This window comes from Spirillospora sp. NPDC048911 (assembly GCF_043198015.1).
Classification (GTDB): Bacteria; Actinomycetota; Actinomycetes; order Streptosporangiales; family Streptosporangiaceae; genus Spirillospora.
Map to the genome: position 1 here is coordinate 413,891 of NZ_JBICUD010000004.1, position 16,308 is coordinate 430,198.

The following is a 16,308-nucleotide window of genomic DNA, read 5'->3' on the forward strand; positions in this document are numbered from 1 at the left end:
GTCCGCTCCCCCGTGCCCTCGTCAGCCGCCTCCCGCGCCAACGCCCTACGTGCGCGCCTCACCCGGCTGACCCACAACGGAGTGATCACCGGCTTCATCGCCGAGCTCGCGCCGCAGAAGGCGGGCCTCGGCACCAGCGCGGGGACGTCTCGTTCACCATCGAGTAGAACGCCAGGCGCGCGGTGACCACGACGTCCTGGTCTTCTTAGACCCAGCCGATGTCGGAGGGTTCGGGGAAGCCGCCTTGCATGATGCCGTACGCGGTGAGCAGGAGCAGCGCGGGCGCGAACGCGTAGATCAAGAGGCGGCCGAGGTGGTCGCGGGTGTGCCAGCCCCACGCGGTGAAGGCGGCGGTCACGATGATCGCGGCGATGGCGGTGCCGCCTTCGAGGGCGTTGGTGGTGAACGTGACGCCCGTGCTGAGGGCGAGGAAGGCGGGCAGGGGGCCGCGGACCGGTGGGCGGCGGGCCAGGGCGGCGGCGAGCGCGATCAGGACGACGGTGAGGCCGCCGTACCAGAGGTAGTGGCCGACGACCTCGTCCCACAGGTGCACCAGGTCGCTGGGTTCGGCGTTGCTGACGGAGTTGGCGGCCAGGTGGACGCCGTGGCCCTCGACGTAGGTGAGGGCGCCGGCGAGGTAGAGGATCCAGAGCCGGGGTGCCGCTTCCCCGGCGCGCAGGGCCGCCGCGGCGGGCAGGAGGACGGCGTAGGGGGTGAGGAGGTCGGCCCAGTCGGCCCATCGGGTCTCCCCCGCGTTGCCGAGCCAGGCCAGCCCGAACCCGATGTGGTGGGTGAGGGCGTAGGCGACGGCCATCACGGCGAGCCAGGGCAGGTAGGGGGCGGGGGGCCGGTCGCCGGTGGCGGGTGCGGGGTCCCTCATGGGTTCTCCTGGGCCTGGACGAGGGCGTCGCCGGTGCTGGTGCGGTAGTAGAGGACCGAGCGTCCGGCGCGGCGGCGTTGGACGAGGTGGGCGTCGAGCAGGACTCTCAGGTGGCGGCCGACCGAGCCGAGGCGCTGGCCGGTGAGGGCGACGAGCTGGGTGGTGCTCTTGGGGGTGGCGAGGAGGGTGAGGACGTCGGCGCGTGCGGTTCCGAGGAGGGCGGCCAGGGGTGCGGTGGCGGCTTGGCGGGCGCTGGTGAGGGTGCCGGAGCAGGGGTAGACGACGGCGGAGCGGCGGTGTGCGTCGTCCCAGGCGAGCCAGGTCTGGTGGAGGGTGACGGGGACGAACACGAGCCGGTCGCCGGTGAGGTGCCGGGGCGGGTGCTCGTGGGTGGTGATCTGGAGGCGGTCGCCGCCGAGCCAGCGCATGCCGGGGCGCAGGTCGCCGAGGGCGGCGGCCCAGCCGCCGTGGCCGAGCGCGGCGGTGCGGGCGATGATGTCGGCTTCGATGACGCGGCGGCGGCGCGGCCAGGTCGGGTGGACGCTGCTGGTCCAGACCCACTGGAGCAGGTCGGCGGCGCGTTCGGGTAGGTCGTCGCGGTCCAGCGCGGTGGGGAGCGGCCCGCGCAGGGAGGGGCCGAGGTCGGTGCGGGCGGCGGCGGGCGGGGTGGCGCGGACGTGCGCCAGCTCCTGGTCGAACGTGGCGTCGTCGTCGGGTGTGGGGGTGATGAAGGTGGCGTTCCAGGTGGGGCCGAGCGCGGCGTGGACGAGCAGGGCCGTGACGGGGTCGGCGGCGAGGCGTTCACGGTAGGCGGGCAGGTGGGTGTCGAGCCAGGCGCGTTCGCCGGGGTGGGCGGCCGTGGCATGGTGGAGGGTCTTGAGCGCGGCGGTGGTCTCGGCGAGGGGTGAGATGACGAAGCGGCCGCGCGCGAGGGTGTCCGCGTCGACCTGCCACCAGCCCATCGTTCCGCCTCCCCGCGAAACGATATCGGCCGCGGACGGTGCGGGGCGGGCGCGGCGATCTCCGGCTTGCGGCGCGGTGACCAGGCCGTGCGCCTCGACGTCGCGGCACGTCCGCACACCGGGCCGGCCGGTGCAGATCGGGCGCACGACAGCCGTGGACGGCGTCGCTGAGCGTGCCACGGACCGGGCCCACCGGCCTGCACCTCGGTCACCGGCGGCGGCTCATCGCTAGCCGCGACCGCGCTCGAGCCGCACCGGCGGACCGCCGTACAGGCTCGGCACCGTGGGTGTTTCGTGGCCGCCGTCGGCTCGGATCATGGCGATGCCGGGCCTGCTGGTTGACGACGTCCGCGCGTTCTTCACGAGCGGCGCTGAATCCGCCGCTCCCGCCTCCGTGCCACTGCCGCTGAGGGACGGTGGCGCGGCTTGTCGCCGTCCTCGAAGCGCATTGCCGGTCAGCGGCCGGTGTTCTGTTGGAGGTAGGTGATGCAGGCGGCGCGGCGTGGGCCGCTGGGGAAGCGGCGGGCGCATTCCGTGCGGATCCAGGCGGGTACCTGCGGCTGTGCGGGGGTGCGGGGCTTGATGTGCGGCGCGCGGCGCGCGGGTGGGCGGGGCGGTCGTTCGGGGTGCGGTGCGCGGGTGTGCTCTGCGTGGGTGTGTCGGGGGTGGGTGCGGGCTGGGCGGTGGCGTGTGGTGTCGTGTTCGCTGCTCGAGGCGGTGGCGTGCTGGGACGGTGGTGTGGCGTCATCGCGTGGGGCGGGGGCGCGTGGTGTGGGGGGTTCGGAGGTGGCGGAGGGGGCGAGGTCGCCGTGTCCGCTGCGCGGGGTGTGGTGGGCGACCTGGACGGTGGCCCAGACGGCGGTGGCGGCGGCGACCGTGAGGAGAGTGAGGGCGGCCGTGGAGCGCGTCCCCGCCATGGGGCGGCGGCGTCTGGGCGGTGGCCGGTTCATGTGACCCACGGTAGGCGTGCGGGTGCGGGTCGCGATGGTGGTTGCGGGGATTGGTCCGGCGCGGTGGGGGTCGGCGGGCCGTCAGCCGGGGCCGTCGAGGAGGGCGCGGCCCAGGCGGTAGGCCTGGGTGAGGTCGTCGCCGCGGTAGTCGGCGGCGGCGATGCCGGCGAGGTGGTGGTCGGCGTTGACGGCGACGGTGTTGGTGAGGTGGCGGAACAGGGGGCCGTCGGACATGGAGTCGCCGTAGGCGACGCACTGGGCGCGGGTGAGGCCGTGGCGGGCGCGCAGGTCGTCGGCGATGCGGACCTTGTCGGCGGGGGTGAGGATGCCGGCGGGGTCGAGCGGGGCGGTGAAGGGCAGGGGCGGGAAGCGGGAGGCGATGACCTCGTCGAAGCCCAGGTCGAGCAGGTGGCGGGCGAAGAAGTCGGGCGACATGGTGATGACGGCGGAGCGTTCGCCGCGGGCGCGGATGTCGGCGGCGACGTCGGGGATGCCGTGGAGCCAGGGTCCGGCGGTGTAGGCGGCGGCGACCTGGGCGGGGGTGAGGGTGCGCCAGAGGGCGTGGATGGCGGCGGAGAAGCCGCGGGTGTCCAGGGTGCCGGCGGCGAAGCGGGCTTCGAGGGCGTGGAGTTCGGGGAGGGTGCCGAGCTGCCGGGCCACCTCGAGGTTGGCGGTGGACCCGGCGAGCAGTGTGCCGTCCATGTCGAAGATGTGCAGGTTGCTCACGATCAGCCAAGTGTGGTGCATCGTGGGCGGTCGGCGCGAACGGGTTACCGGTGGCGGAGGAGGTCGCGGTGCTTGTCCTTGCTGTCGGGCCAGATGATGTACGAGGCGAGGATGGCTGCCCAGATGCCGATGGGCGCGGCGGGCCAGAACCATTTGAGCTCGCCCGCGGTCAGTGAGGAGACGGCCCAGATGACCGTCATGATGAGGGCGCCGGCTCCCCAGTAGCCCCATTCGTTGCGCCATTCCCGCTTGTCGGCGCGTTCGCGGGCGGCCTCGGCCCTGGCCCGGGCGGCGGAGGAGACCGGCAGGTCGGCGGTGAGCGGCTCGAGCCGGTCCATGGTGACGGCGCGGGCGGCCAGCTCCAGGCGGCGGTTGTACTCGGCGGTGTCCAGCGCGCCGTCGGCGAGGGCGTCGCCGAGGCGTTCCATCACGGCGTTGCGGTCGGCGTCGCCGGCGCGGACGGGGGTGGCGGCGGTCTTGTCGAAGTTCGGCGTGGCCATGGGTTCTTCCCTTTCGTGCTGGTGTTTCCAGCATGGCCGCGCGGGGTGCCGCGATCGTCCTCCGGCGTGACGAACCGGGTGTACATCGTTTGCAGGACCCCCTGTCGAAAGTGGGGGTGCGGACGCGCCTTCCGGATGATCCTCCGCCCGATGATCACTCTTTAGCCTGACATTCAGCACATTTTGATGAACGTAGGGTGAACTTCCCGGGTCTGCTGAAGGATCTCACTCTGCGAGTGGCCGTTCCGTACGTGAGGGAGAGCATGCAAGCGCCTGGATTCAGCGCCGACTGGTACCGCGAGATCACCGAGTTCGCCGACGGGCTGCCGTCATGGGTGCACGCGGTCGCCGAGATCGGCACCGACGCGGGACTCCTGCTGTTCGCCGCGCTCTTCGTGGCGGGCTGGTGGCGGGCCCGCGGCGGGACGGGCCGGGCGATGGGGCTGGCGCTGGCGGCGCCGTTCGCGGTGATCGCCGCCTACCTGGCCAGCGAGGTCTCCAAGACCTTCCTGGAGGAGGAACGGCCGTGCCGCGCGGTGGCGGACGCGGCCAACATCGTGGCGTGCCCGGCGCCCGGCGACTGGTCCTTCCCCAGCAACCACGCGACGATCGCCGCGGCGTCGGCGGCCGTGATCGTGGTGGCGTGGCGCGCGATGGCGCCGGTGGTGCTGCCGCTGGCGGCGCTGATGGCGTTCTCCCGGGTGTTCGTGGGCGTGCACTACCCGCACGACGTCGCGGCGGGCTTCCTGGTCGGCGTGACGGTCGCGCCGGTGGTCGCGCTGCTGCTGGTGCGGCTGCTGACCCCGGCGGTGGAGTCGCTGCGCGTGCGGCGGGGCGCGGCGTTCCTGCTCGGATCACCGGTGGCGGCGGCCCTGGACCGCGTCGTGGCCCCGGTGCCCGAGGCGGCCGGCCTCGCGGGGCTGGCCGCCCCCGGCGGCCCCGCCGCACCGGCGGTGGCGCCCGAGACGCTGCCGGACGTGATGTCGGGCACCGGCCGCCACGGCCACTACCCGCCCGCCTGACACGGCTTCCCCGCCCGCCTGACGGCTGTCCCCTGCCGCGCCGCCACCTCTGGCGGCGGCGCGGCAGGGCGGTCAGCGCAGCTTGCGGAAGAACGCGCGGACGTCGTCGACCAGCAGGTCCGGCGCCTCCATCGCCAGGAAGTGGCCGCCGCGTTCCAGTTCCGTCCAGTGCACGATGTCGTGGTCGCGTTCGGCCCACCGGCGGATGGTCACGTCGTGGGCCGACACGAGCACTCCGGTGGGGACGGTGCCGCGTTCGGGCTCCCATCCGCCCGCGTCCTCGCCGCCGTCGGTCCACTCCCCCGCGTCGGCCGGGGCGTTCCAGGACGCGGCGGAGATCTCCTCGTAGTAGATCTGCGCGGCCGATCCCGCGGTGCCCGTCAGCCAGTAGAGGGAGACGTCGGTGAGGATCCGGTCGCGGTCGACGCTGTCCTCGGGCAGGCCGTCCTCGGGGTCGGTGAGCTCCTTGAACTTCTCCACGATCCAGGCGAGCTGCCCGGCGGGTGAGTCGTGCAGGCCGTAGGTGACGGTCTGCGGCCGTTTGGAGTTGCACCGCAGGTAGCCGTCGTTGAAGTTCTGCATGCGCTGCCAGCGGCGCTGCTCGACGTCGGTGAGGCCGTCCGTCTCGCCGTCCGCGCCCACCGGGAAGGTGATCATGGCGTTGAGGTGGACGCCGGTGACGTGGCCGGGGTCCTGCCTGCCCATCTCGGGCGCGACCCACGAGCCGGTGTCGTAGCCCTGGACCCCGTACCGCGCGTATCCGAGCATCGCCATCAGGCGCGTGAGCACGCCGGCCATCCTGGCGGCGTTCATGCCCGGCCCGGCCAGCGGCGTGGAGAACCCGAAGCCGGGCAGCGACGGGATCACCAGGTGGAAGGCCTCGGCCGGGTCGCCGCCGTGTCCGCGCGGGTCCGACAGCGGCCCGATCACGTCGAGGAAGTCGGTGACGCCGCCCGGCCAGCCGTGCAGCAGCATCAGGGGCGTGGCGTCCGGTTCGGGTGAGCGCACGTGCAGGAAGTGGATGTTCTGGCCGTCGATGGCGGTGGTGAACTGCGGGTGCTCGTTGAGCGCCGCCTCGTGGGCCCGCCAGTCGTAACCGGTGCGCCAGTGCTCGGCCAGGTCCTTCAGGTAGGCCACGGGGACGCCGCGTTCCCAGCCGACGCCGGGAAGCTCGTCCGGCCAGCGGGTGGCTGCCAGGCGTGCGTCGAGGTCGTCGAGCCGGGCCTGCGGGATGTCGATGCGGAAAGGCTGGATGTCCTGCTGCGAGTTCGTCATGCCGCCGACGTTAGGGATGTAGTAGGACGGGTTCGTTCCTACTGGTCCGGGTCGGCGGGGTTGACGAAAGTCGGGGGTGGGAGGTGGCGTTCGCGCACTGTGGCGGCACTCCCCCGGTTCCTAACGTCGTGATCGGACAGCTGATCGGGACGACAACGGAGCCGGGACACTCGATGATCACATTGCGGGGACTGACCAAGCGGTACGGGGACAAGGTGGCGGTGGACGGCCTCACCCTGGAGATCGCGCCGGGGAAGGTGACGGGGTTCCTGGGCCCCAACGGCGCGGGCAAGTCCACGACCATGCGGATGATCCTGGGGCTGGACCGGCCCACCGCGGGCGAGGCGCTCATCGGCGGCCGCCCGTACGCGGCGCTGCCGCGGCCGCTGGCGCGGGTCGGGGCGCTGCTGGACGCCAAGGCGGTGCATCCGGGCCGGCCGGCGCGGGCGCACCTGGTGGCGATGGCGCGCAGCAACGGCATCCCGGTGCGGCGCGTGGACGAGGTGCTGGAGATCGTGGGGCTGGCGGCGGTGGCGCGCAGGCGGGCCGGGTCGTTCTCGCTCGGCATGGGCCAGCGGCTGGGCATCGCCGGGGCGCTGCTGGGCGACCCGCAGGTGCTGATGTTCGACGAGCCGGTGAACGGGCTGGACCCCGACGGGGTGCTGTGGGTCCGCACGCTGATGCGGTCGCTGGCCGCCGAGGGCCGCACCGTGTTCGTCTCCAGCCACCTGATGAGCGAGATGCAGCTGACCGCCGACCGGCTGGTGGTGATCGGGAAGGGCCGGCTGCTGGCCGACGCGCCGGTCGCCGAGGTGATCGCGGCCAGCTCGCGCAACGCGGTGCGGATCCGCACCCCGCGGTCCGGTGAGCTCGCGGCGCGGCTGGCGGCCGAGCCCGCGCCGCTGCGGGTCACGCGGCCGGCCGAGGACGAGCTGGTGGTGGCGGGCGCGCCGATCGAGCGGATCGGGATGATCTGCCACGAGATCGGGGTGCCGCTGTACGAGCTGAGCCCGCAGGAGGCCTCGCTCGAGGAGGCCTACATGGAACTGACCGGCGCGAGCGTGGAGTACGGCGCGGGCGCGCCGCAGAAGGCGGGGGTGTGACCGATGGCGAGCCTGACCGGACTACAAGTACACGGCAAGGGCAAGGGCAGTGGCGGAAGTGGCGCTGCCGGCCGGGGGCGTGGCGGGCTGCCGGGGGCGGTCGCGGCCGAATGGACCAAGCTGTGGTCGCTGCGGTCCACGTGGTGGAGCCTGGTCGCGGCGTTCGGGCTGATGGGGCTGATGAGCGCGATCCTGGCGTCCTCGACGGCGGCCAACAACACCAACGACCTCACCGGCGACGACCAGGGCGTGGTGGCCGTCAGCGGCGTCGCCGTGGGCGCGACCGATCTGGTGCAGTTCGTGGTGGTCGCGCTGGCGATCCTGGTGATCACCGGGGAGTACGCGACCGGCAGCATCCGCACCACGCTGCAGTGGGTGCCGCCGCGCGGGCGGATGCTGGCGGCCAAGGCGGCGGTGGTCGCGGCCGTGGTGCTGCCCGCCGGGGTGGTCCTGGCCGCCGCCGGGACCGCTGTGGCCGAGCCGCTGCTGGGCCGGTGGGGACGGTTCGCGGCCGGTGAGGCGGCCGGCGACGTGCTGGCGGTCGGGGTGTACCTGGCGCTGATCAGCGTGTTCATCCTGGGGGTCGGCGCCGTCCTGCGCAGCACCGCCGGGGCGCTGACCACGGCGTTCCTGCTGCTGATGGCGGTGCCGATGCTGCTGGAGAACAGCGGCGTCACGGCGTTGAGGCACGTGTCGAGCGCGCTGCCCGGAACCGCCGGACGGCACTTCATGAGCGGTGGGGGCGACCCGTACCCGGCCGCCGTCGGGCTGCTGATCCTGGCGGCGTGGGCGGCGGCGGCGCTGGCGCTGGGCACGGTGGTGCTGCGCCGCCGCGACGCCTGACACCGCCCCGTCCGGCAGCCGCCTGACAGAACGGCACCAGTACACGGCCGGGCCGGCCGGCGGCGCGCCGCGAGATCACCGCGGCGCGTCGTCGACCAGCCCGGCCTCGTAGGCGACGATGGCGGCCTGGACGCGGTTCCGCACGTCCAGCCGCGTCAGGATCGTGCTGACGTACGCCTTCACGGTGCCCTCGACCACGTGCAGGCGCGCGGCGATCTCGGCGTTGGACAGGCCCGCGCCCACCAGCGCCAGCACCTGCCGTTCGCGCGGGGTGAGGACGCCGGTGCGCTTGCGGGCGGTGGTGCCGTGCGCCAGGCGGCCGCCGCTCAGCTCGGCGATGACCCGGTGGGCGACCTTGGGCGACAGGTAGGCGGCCCCCTCGGCGACGGCGTGCACGCCCGCCAGCAGCTCGCGGGGGTCGCCGGACTTCAGCAGGAACCCGGCGGCGCCGCCCGACAGCGCGCGGGCGATGTACTCGTCCTCCCCGAACGTGGTCAGCATCACCACCGAGGTGCCGGGCGCGGCGCGGCGCAGCTCGGCGACCGCCGCCAGCCCGTCCATGCGCGGCATGCGGATGTCGAGCAGCACCACGTCGGGCCGGTGCGCCAGCGCGAGCTCCACGGCCTGGTGGCCGTCGGCGGCCTCGGCGACGACCTCGATGCCGGGGTCGGCCGACAGGATCGCCCGTACCCCGGCGCGGATCATCGCCTCGTCGTCGGCGAGCAGTACCCGGATCACCTGTGTCCTCTCGTTCGGGTCATGACGGGGGGAGCCTGTCACGGCGTGGCCGGCGGCTCGGGATCGGAGGTGACGCGCGCGGCGTCCTTGCCGACCAGGCGGTCGCCGGCGAAGCACAGCCGGTACACGGTGCCCAGGCCCAGCAGGTTGCCGTCGGAACGGTAGTGCTCGCAGTGCGCGCCGGGCGGCTTCGGGGGGAGCTGGGCGCGGCCGACGTCGGAGTTGATGAGCTCGGTCGCGGGCAGCACCTTCTCCACCTGCGCGCGCGGCTGCCCCACCCACAGCGCCTCGTAGTCGGCGGGCTTCAGCACCGAGTTGAGGGTGGCGTAGGCGTAGTAGCCCAGGATGATCGCCGACAGGAGCGCGACCAGGCCCGCCGGCACCGCGATCGCGGTGATCAGGCCCTGGCGGACCCGGCGGCGGCCGCGGTCCAGGCGCCGGGCGGTCTCGTGCCCCGCCCCCGGCACCGGAGCCGCCGCCGGGACGTCGGGCAGCTCGGCCTCGACCCGGAACCCGCCGCCCGGGGCAGGTCCGGTGCGCAGGGTCCCGCCGGCCAGGCGGACCCGCTCGGCCAGCCCGGTCAGGCCGCGGCCGCCCGACGGCAGCAGCGGCGGCCCGGCGGGCGGCGGCGCGTTGACGACGGTCACGACGGTCGCGCCGCTGCCCCGCCCCTTGCCCTCGCCCTTCCCGGTGCCCGAGCGGGCCAGCCGCACGGTCACGGCGGCGCCGGGGGCGTGCTTGGCGGCGTTGGTGAGGGCCTCCTGCACGACCCGGTGCGCCGCGATCGCGATCATCGGGGCGGCGTCGGCGGGCGGCTCGGCGGCGCCGGTCAGCCGGACCGGGATCCCCGAGGTGCGGGCGCGTTCCACCAGGTCGGTGATGCTCTCGCGGGCGGGCCGCGTCGGAGCCCCGCTCCCGCCCGGGGTCTCGGCCGCGTTCTGGCCCGCGGGGTCCTGGCCGGTCTCCTCCCGCAGCACCCCGATGATCTCCCGGAGGTGCTCGGTGGCGTCGGCGGCGCTGGCGCGCAGCTCGGCCGCCTGCTCGCGGTGCCGCTCGGACAGGTCGGGCGCGACCTGCAGGGCGCCCGCGCGGACGGCGATCAGGGCCAGCTCGTGGCCGAGGGAGTCGTGCATGTCCTGGGCGATGCGGGCCCGCTCGCGCAGCCGTTCCCGCTCGGCGACGATGCGCTGCTCGCGTTCCAGCTGGTCGGCGCGTTGCCACCCGGCGTGCACCAGCTCCTGGTACTGCCGCCAGTAACGGCCCGCCAGCCACGGCAGGACACCGATCACCACCAGGTACAGGGTGAGCGGGAACCAGGTGGTGACGTCGATGCCGCGGACGATGTTGAGCACCGACCCGGCGACGAACACCGCGGTGAACGCCCACAGCACCGCGCGGGCGTGGGAGGTGCGGCGGCCGGTGAGGTAGGCCATCACCGGGATGCCGAACGCGAAGTTGCCCTGCAGCGGCACCAGCGCCAGCACGATCAGCAGCGACAGCAGCGGACGCGTCCGGCTGACCGCGACCGCGCCGCCCAGCGCCGCCACCCCCGCGGCCTGCGCCCACCAGCCAGGGTCGCCGGCGGCGGGCGGCAGCAGCACACCGTAGATCAACGGCAGTGCCAGCGCCGCGAACAGCAGCACGTCCTTGGCCCTGGTGTGGCGCGGCGGGGAGTCGTTCACGCCGTCCACGCTACAAGCGTCCGACCAGCGCTGATACTGCCGAAAGTCAAGGGTGCAATAGGTTGGGGGCCGTGACCCGAAGCTGGTGGACGCCCGCGCGCGCCGACGCCGCGCTGGCCGCGGGCGCCCTGATCGTCAACCTGGTCATGGCGGCGGCCAACGTCAAGGGGACCGACGCGCCGCTGTTCCCGGCCGGGGCCGCGCTGATCGCGCTGGGCTCGGGCGCGCTGGCGTTCCGGCGCCGCCACCCGGTGATCGTCCTGCTGGTCACGCTGGTGGTGTCGGTCGTCTACTACCCGGCGGGCTACCCCGACGGGCCGCTGGCGTTCGTGTTCGTCGTCGCGCTCTACACCGCCGCGGTGCGGTGCCGCCTGTACGTGCCGCTCAGCGCCGCCGCCGCGATCAACGCCGGGTTCGTCGTGGTCAACCTCGCCAGCGGCGCCAACGGCACCGAGGACGAGGACATGGTGCTGGGCGCCGAGTCGGTCGCCGGCCTCACGTTCTGGCTGCTGCTGGTGATCGCGCTCGGCCAGTTCGTGCGCAACCGGCGCGACTTCGCCGCCGCCGCCGAACGCCGCGCGCTGGAGGCCGAACGGTCCCGCGAGCAGGAGGCGCGGCGCCGCGCCACCGAGGAACGGCTGCGCATCGCCCGCGAGCTGCACGACGTCCTCGCCCACCAGATCTCGCTGATCAACGTGCAGGCCGGGGCGGCGCTGCACCGCCGCGACGACTCCGCCAAGGCCTACGCGGCGCTGGAGGAGATCAAACGCGCCAGCAAGGACACCCTGCGGGAGCTGCGCGGCGTGCTGGGCGTGCTGCGGCAGGTCGACGAGGCCGAAGGCGAGGACGGCGGCAGCCCGGTCGCGCCCGCGCCGTCGCTGGAACGCGTCGGTGAGCTGCTGGCGCGCACGTCGGCGGCCGGGCTGCAGGTCACCCTGACCGGGCAGGTGCCCGCCGGGCCGCTGCCCGCCCCGGTCGATCTCGCCGGTTACCGCATCGTGCAGGAGGCGCTCACCAACGCGGTGCGGCACGCCGGGGCCAGCGCCGCGACCGTCGAGATCACCGCCACCGCGGATGCGGTGGTCGTCCAGATCGACGACGATGGGACCGGTCCGGCCGACCCGGCCGCGCTGGACGCCGGCAACGGGCTGCGCGGGATCAGAGAGCGCGCCGCCGCCGTCGGCGGCGAGGTGACCGCCGGGCCCGGCCCGGCGGGCGGTTTCCGGGTACGGGCGCGGCTGCCGCTGCGCGGCCCGGCGGGGCAGATGGAGGAGAGCGCGTGATCCGGGTGGTGCTGGCCGACGACCAGACGCTGGTACGGGCGGGGTTCCGGTCGATCCTCGAAGGAGAGGACGACATCGAGATCGTCGCCGAGGCCGGTGACGGCGAGCGGGCCGTGCGGCTGGCCGACGAGCTGCGGCCCGACGTGGTGCTGATGGACATCCGCATGCCGGTGCTGGACGGCCTGGAGGCCACCCGCCGCATCGTCACCGACCCGCGGCTGGCCGCCGTCAAGGTCGTGATCCTCACCACCTTCGACCTCGACGACTACGTGTACGGGGCGATCAAGGCCGGTGCCAGCGGGTTCCTGGTCAAGGACACCGAACCGCCCGAGCTGATCCACGGCGTGCGGGTCGTGGCGCGCGGCGACGCGCTGCTGGCCCCGACCGTGACCCGGCGGCTCATCGCCGAGTTCGCCTCCCGCATCACCGCGCCGCCGCCGTCGGTCGAGCTCAACGCCCTCACCGACCGCGAACGCGAGGTGCTGGAGCTGGTCGCCGCGGGCCTGTCCAACGAGGAGATCGCCGCGCGGCTGGTGCTGAGCCCCGCCACCGCCAAGACCCACGTCAGCCGCATCCTGTCCAAGCTCGGCGCCCGCGACCGCGCCCAGCTCGTCGTCCTCGCCTACGAGAGCGGCATGATCAAACCCGGCTGGCTCAGCTGACCCGCCCCGCGACCGGGTAGGGCCCCGGGTGCAACCAGGCGTGGCGGGCCGGTGTTGAACGGATGTGACGGTTACGGACGAAGCGGTCTCCCCCGCCCCGGCGGACGACGACCCGGGCACCAACCCTGACGCCACGCCCGGCACGGGCGCCGCGCCCGGCCCAGCCGGCGCGCCCGAGGCCGCGGACGAGGTCGCGGACGAGGTCGCGGACGAGGTCGCGGCCCGGGTCGTGACGGCGCTCGACCGCGACCTGGACCACGGCTTCACGGTCCTGTACGACGCCTACCGCGGCGCGGTGTTCTCCACCGCGCTGCGGCTGTGCGGGCGCTGGGCCGAGGCCGAGGACCTGGCCGCCGAGGCGTTCCTGCGCGCCTACCGCGCGCTGGCCGGATACGGCGCCGAACGGATCGCCGAGCTGCGGCCGCGGGCCTGGCTGCTGACCATCCTGATGAACCTGTGGCGCAACACCCGCCGCGGCGCCGCGCGCAAACCGCCGCCCGGCCCGCTGGAGGCCGCGCCCGACCCCGCCGACCCCGCCGAGGGCGTCGAGGCGGTGGCGGCGCGGCACGAGACCGGCCGGGAACTGGCCGGGATGCTGGCCGAGCTGCCCGAGGCACAGCGCGCCGCCGTCGTGCTCCGCCACGTCGCCGACCTGCCGATCGCCGAGATCGCCGTCGTCCTCGCGGTCCCCGAGGGCACCGTCAAATCGCACATCTCCCGGGGCCTGGCCCGGCTCCGCACGCTGCACACCACTCAGGGGGCACCCCATGCGTTCTGACGTTCCCGACCCGCTCACCACCGGCCTGGCCGGGCTGGCCGCCGACGCGCCCGACACCCTGCTCGACCGGATCGTCGCCCGCCGCGTCCAGGTCCCCGGGCCGCTGGCCGGCGTCCAGGTCGCCTTCACCGACCACGGTGTCGCCTACCTGCGCGCCGGGCTCGGCGAGGAGGAGTTCACCACCGCGTTCCGCACCCGGTTCGGGCGGCCGCTGCTGCCCGCCGCCAAGCCGCCCGCCGGGCTGCTGCCCGCGCTGCGCACCGGCAGGCTGGGCGGGCTGCGCCTGGACCTGCGCGGCCTCAGCGACTTCGAGTCCGCCGTGCTGCGCGCCGCCGCGCGGATCCCGCGCGGCCAGACCCGCCCCTACGCGTGGGTGGCGCGCCAGGCCGGGCGGCCCAAGGCCGTCCGCGCCGTCGGGTCCGCGCTCGGCCGCAACCCGGTGCCGCTGCTGATCCCCTGCCACCGCGTCACCCGCTCCGACGGCGCCGTCGGCGAGTACGTGTTCGGCGCCGACGCCAAGGAACGGCTCCTGCGCGCCGAGAACGTCAACCTCGACGAGGTCGCCGAACTCGCCGGCGCCGGCGTGTTCTACCTGGCCAGCGACACCACCGGCATCGTGTGCTACCCGACCTGCGCCGACGCCCGCCGCATCACGCCCGAGCACCGGCACGGGTTCCGCACCCTCACCGCGGCCGAGTCCGCCGGATACCGGCCCTGCCTGCGGTGCCGTCCCGGCCTGCCCGAGACCGCCTGATGGACCTCCGGGAGACCCGGCCCGCGGACGCCGAGCTGGACGCGATGCTGCGGCTGCTGGAAGGGGAGGGGGCGCGGCTGGTCAACGTCGGCCACGGCCGCTCCCCCGCCTCGGCCGCCCGTGCCCGCGCGTTCCTGGACGCCTGGCCCGGCGACGTCGGCGCCGTGGTGTCCTGGCCCGCGGCCGCGGCGTCGTGGCTGCGGCCCGCGCGGCGGCTCGCCGCCGGCGCCCCGGACGCGTGGGTGATCGCCGACGAGCCCGCCGGATGGGCGGGCATCGGCCCCCGGCTCGCCGCCACCGGCCTCTGGCGCGCCCACGCCACCTTCGCGTTCACCGGGCTGGCCGGCCCCCGCCTGCCCGCGCTGGCCGGGCCGGAGTCCACCGAGGGGCTGCGCGGCGTCACCGCCGGCGGGCGGATCTGGGAGATCAACGACGGTGCCGCGGTGTTCTTTACGGCCCGCGGCACCGGCCGCTAGCGTGTGCGCGATGGACGAGGTCTGGCGGTTGCTCGAGGCGTACCACGCGCCGATCTACTTCTCCGACGAGGCGGCGGCCGCCTACAAGGCCGCCGGGCTCAAGGGCTACTGGATGGGCTACTTCGCCTCCCGGTCGGCGCCGCTGGGCGCGCCCGGGCCCGGCGTGGTCACCGCCACCTTCTACAACTTCGCGCCCCGCCGCGTCGAGCGGGCGATCCCCGACGCCTGGCGGTTCTGCCCGCCCGGCAAGGTCCTGGACGCGCGGCTGGAAGCGGCCGACCACACCCTGCGGCGCCTGCTCGGCGACCTCATCACCACTCCCGAAGTCGCCGAGGCCGCCGGCCTCGCCGTCGCGGCCGCCGCCGCGTGCCCGCCGCAGGGCCGCCCCCTCGCCGCCGCGCACGCCGCGCTGCCCGTCCCCCGCGAACCGCACCTGGCGCTGTGGTGGGCGGCCAGCGTCCTGCGCGAATACCGCGGCGACGGGCACATCGCGGCGCTGCTGACCGGCGGGCTCGACGGCTGCGAGGCCAACCGCGTCTCCGTCGCGGCCGGCACCTCCGCCCCCGAGCAGCGCGAGCAGCGCGGCTGGACCGAACAGGAATGGGACGACGCCACCCGGCGCCTGGCCGCGCGCGGCTGGCTGACCGGCGACGGCGCCCTGACCGGACAGGGACGCGCCGCCCGCGCCGCCATCGAGGACGACACCGACCGGCTCGCCGCACCCGCCCTCGACACGCTCGGGCCCGGCGCCACCCGGCGGCTCACCGCCTGCCTGCGGCCCCTGTCCCACCACATCGTCGACTCCGGCGGCGCCATCCCGTTCCCCAACGCCATGGCGCTGCCCCCGATCCGCGAAACCTGAACCGGGGCGGAGACGCGCCGTGGCCCGTGTCAGCGGGCGTTGTGGAAGATGACGCCCAGCACGTGCCGGTCGCCCGACAGCACCTCGCTCACCCCGTGCCGCATCGCCACCCGCTTGAAACCGCGGGCCGACGGCACCGGCCGGTGCCGCACCGGGAAGATCACACCCTGGCCCAGGCCCGGCCGCGCCACGATCGGGCGGGACTGCGCCCGCGGCCGCTGCTCCACGAACACGCTCTCACCGCCGGTGAAGTCCCGATCCGGCGTGCTCAGCATGATCGCCACCTGGAGCGGGAACGTCAGATCGCCGTACACGTCCTGGTGCAGGCAGTTGTAGCCGCCCGGCCCGTACCGCAGCAGCAGCGGCGTCGGCCGGTGCTGGCCCGCCGCCGCGCACGCCTCCAGCAGCCCGTCCAGGTCACCGGGGTAGGGTTCCTCGCCCAGCCGCCCGGCCCACCGGTTGGCGACGCGCGCCAGCGGCGGATACAGCCGCGTCCGCAACTCCCGCACCAGCGGCGGCAGCGGGTTCCCGAAGTACCGGTACTCGCCCTCGCCGAAGGAATGCCGCGCCATCACCACCGTGCTGCGGAACACCCCGCCCGCGCCGTACATGCCGATCAGGTCCGCGCACTCGTCCGGGCTCAGCAGCGGCGGCGTGAGCGCGAACCCGGCACGGTCCAGATCCTCCTCCGCCCGCGCCCAGTCCACCACGCCGTCCACCGGAGCCGTCTGCTGCACAGACATCACAAGGGTCCTTCCTGCCGGAGGTGTTCCTCCGAAGAACCCCGCCGGCCCCGCGGCGGTTGCGCCGGA

18 protein-coding genes are annotated in these 16,308 nt (G+C 74.8%); 9 read left to right on the top strand and 9 right to left on the bottom strand.

Annotation, left to right across the window (positions count from 1 at the left end; all coding sequences use genetic code 11):
* Positions 1 to 205: 205 nt before the first annotated feature.
* The 5 genes from ACGFNU_RS20115 to ACGFNU_RS20135 all read right to left on the bottom strand — a co-directional run bounded on the left by ACGFNU_RS20115 (position 206) and on the right by ACGFNU_RS20135 (position 4,018).
* Positions 206 to 880 carry a hypothetical protein gene (locus ACGFNU_RS20115; protein ID WP_392595581.1) on the bottom strand — a complete coding sequence of 225 codons (675 nt, stop codon included), beginning with the start codon at positions 878 to 880 and terminating at the stop codon, positions 206 to 208.
* The gene (locus ACGFNU_RS20120; protein ID WP_392595583.1) at positions 877 to 1,842 is read right to left on the bottom strand and encodes an ArsR/SmtB family transcription factor; all 966 of its coding nucleotides are present in this window, start codon (positions 1,840 to 1,842) and stop codon (positions 877 to 879) included. The genes ACGFNU_RS20115 and ACGFNU_RS20120 overlap by 4 nt, the downstream gene beginning before the upstream one ends.
* A gap of 455 nt (positions 1,843 to 2,297) precedes the next feature.
* Positions 2,298 to 2,792: a hypothetical protein gene (locus tag ACGFNU_RS20125; RefSeq protein WP_392595585.1), complete on the bottom strand. Its 495-nt coding sequence runs from the start codon at positions 2,790 to 2,792 to the stop codon at positions 2,298 to 2,300.
* An 81-nt stretch (positions 2,793 to 2,873) separates the two neighbouring features.
* A complete protein-coding gene (locus ACGFNU_RS20130; RefSeq protein WP_392595587.1) occupies positions 2,874 to 3,518 on the bottom strand; it encodes an HAD family hydrolase in 645 nt (214 codons plus the stop codon).
* Between the two features lie 44 nt (positions 3,519 to 3,562).
* Positions 3,563 to 4,018 carry a DUF1707 domain-containing protein gene (locus ACGFNU_RS20135; protein WP_392595589.1) on the bottom strand — a complete coding sequence of 152 codons (456 nt, stop codon included), beginning with the start codon at positions 4,016 to 4,018 and terminating at the stop codon, positions 3,563 to 3,565.
* Between the two features lie 263 nt (positions 4,019 to 4,281).
* Between ACGFNU_RS20135 and ACGFNU_RS20140 the strand changes: the two genes are divergently transcribed.
* Positions 4,282 to 5,040: a phosphatase PAP2 family protein gene (locus ACGFNU_RS20140; protein ID WP_392595591.1), complete on the top strand. Its 759-nt coding sequence runs from the start codon at positions 4,282 to 4,284 to the stop codon at positions 5,038 to 5,040.
* A 72-nt stretch (positions 5,041 to 5,112) separates the two neighbouring features.
* On the opposite strand, the gene ACGFNU_RS20145 is transcribed toward ACGFNU_RS20140, so the two are convergent.
* A complete protein-coding gene (locus ACGFNU_RS20145; RefSeq protein WP_392595593.1) occupies positions 5,113 to 6,315 on the bottom strand; it encodes an epoxide hydrolase family protein in 1,203 nt (400 codons plus the stop codon).
* Positions 6,316 to 6,488: 173 nt separating this feature from the next.
* Between ACGFNU_RS20145 and ACGFNU_RS20150 the strand changes: the two genes are divergently transcribed.
* Complete coding sequence (locus ACGFNU_RS20150) at positions 6,489 to 7,418, top strand: ABC transporter ATP-binding protein (RefSeq protein ID WP_392595595.1); 930 nt, start codon at positions 6,489 to 6,491, stop codon at positions 7,416 to 7,418.
* A gap of 3 nt (positions 7,419 to 7,421) precedes the next feature.
* Positions 7,422 to 8,261: an ABC transporter permease subunit gene (locus ACGFNU_RS20155; protein ID WP_392595597.1), complete on the top strand. Its 840-nt coding sequence runs from the start codon at positions 7,422 to 7,424 to the stop codon at positions 8,259 to 8,261.
* A gap of 75 nt (positions 8,262 to 8,336) precedes the next feature.
* On the opposite strand, the gene ACGFNU_RS20160 is transcribed toward ACGFNU_RS20155, so the two are convergent.
* Entirely contained in the window at positions 8,337 to 8,999 is a 663-nt protein-coding gene (locus ACGFNU_RS20160) for a response regulator (RefSeq protein ID WP_392595599.1), read from the bottom strand.
* A 38-nt stretch (positions 9,000 to 9,037) separates the two neighbouring features.
* Positions 9,038 to 10,681: a histidine kinase gene (locus ACGFNU_RS20165; RefSeq protein ID WP_392595601.1), complete on the bottom strand. Its 1,644-nt coding sequence runs from the start codon at positions 10,679 to 10,681 to the stop codon at positions 9,038 to 9,040.
* A 71-nt stretch (positions 10,682 to 10,752) separates the two neighbouring features.
* On the opposite strand from ACGFNU_RS20165, the gene ACGFNU_RS20170 reads away from it, so the two are divergent.
* The 6 genes from ACGFNU_RS20170 to ACGFNU_RS20195 all read left to right on the top strand — a co-directional run bounded on the left by ACGFNU_RS20170 (position 10,753) and on the right by ACGFNU_RS20195 (position 15,496).
* Entirely contained in the window at positions 10,753 to 11,964 is a 1,212-nt protein-coding gene (locus tag ACGFNU_RS20170; RefSeq protein ID WP_392595603.1) for a sensor histidine kinase, read from the top strand.
* A complete protein-coding gene (locus tag ACGFNU_RS20175; protein WP_392595604.1) occupies positions 11,961 to 12,626 on the top strand; it encodes a response regulator in 666 nt (221 codons plus the stop codon). Before ACGFNU_RS20170 ends, ACGFNU_RS20175 begins: the two co-directional genes overlap by 4 nt.
* A gap of 64 nt (positions 12,627 to 12,690) precedes the next feature.
* Complete coding sequence (locus ACGFNU_RS20180) at positions 12,691 to 13,404, top strand: RNA polymerase sigma factor (protein WP_392595605.1); 714 nt, start codon at positions 12,691 to 12,693, stop codon at positions 13,402 to 13,404.
* Positions 13,394 to 14,158, top strand: a complete 765-nt coding sequence (locus ACGFNU_RS20185; protein WP_392595607.1) for a methylated-DNA--[protein]-cysteine S-methyltransferase — start codon at positions 13,394 to 13,396, stop codon at positions 14,156 to 14,158. The genes ACGFNU_RS20180 and ACGFNU_RS20185 overlap by 11 nt, the downstream gene beginning before the upstream one ends.
* Complete coding sequence (locus ACGFNU_RS20190) at positions 14,158 to 14,634, top strand: hypothetical protein (RefSeq protein WP_392595609.1); 477 nt, start codon at positions 14,158 to 14,160, stop codon at positions 14,632 to 14,634. The genes ACGFNU_RS20185 and ACGFNU_RS20190 overlap by 1 nt, the downstream gene beginning before the upstream one ends.
* 10 nt (positions 14,635 to 14,644) lie before the next feature.
* On the top strand, positions 14,645 to 15,496 hold the full coding sequence (locus ACGFNU_RS20195; RefSeq protein ID WP_392595611.1) for a hypothetical protein: 852 nt from the start codon (positions 14,645 to 14,647) through the stop codon (positions 15,494 to 15,496).
* Between the two features lie 29 nt (positions 15,497 to 15,525).
* Here the strand turns inward: ACGFNU_RS20195 and ACGFNU_RS20200 are convergent, their stop codons facing one another.
* Positions 15,526 to 16,239 (bottom strand): 2OG-Fe(II) oxygenase, encoded by a 714-nt coding sequence (locus tag ACGFNU_RS20200; protein WP_392595613.1) that lies wholly within the window; start codon positions 16,237 to 16,239, stop codon positions 15,526 to 15,528.
* Positions 16,240 to 16,308 lie beyond the last annotated feature (69 nt).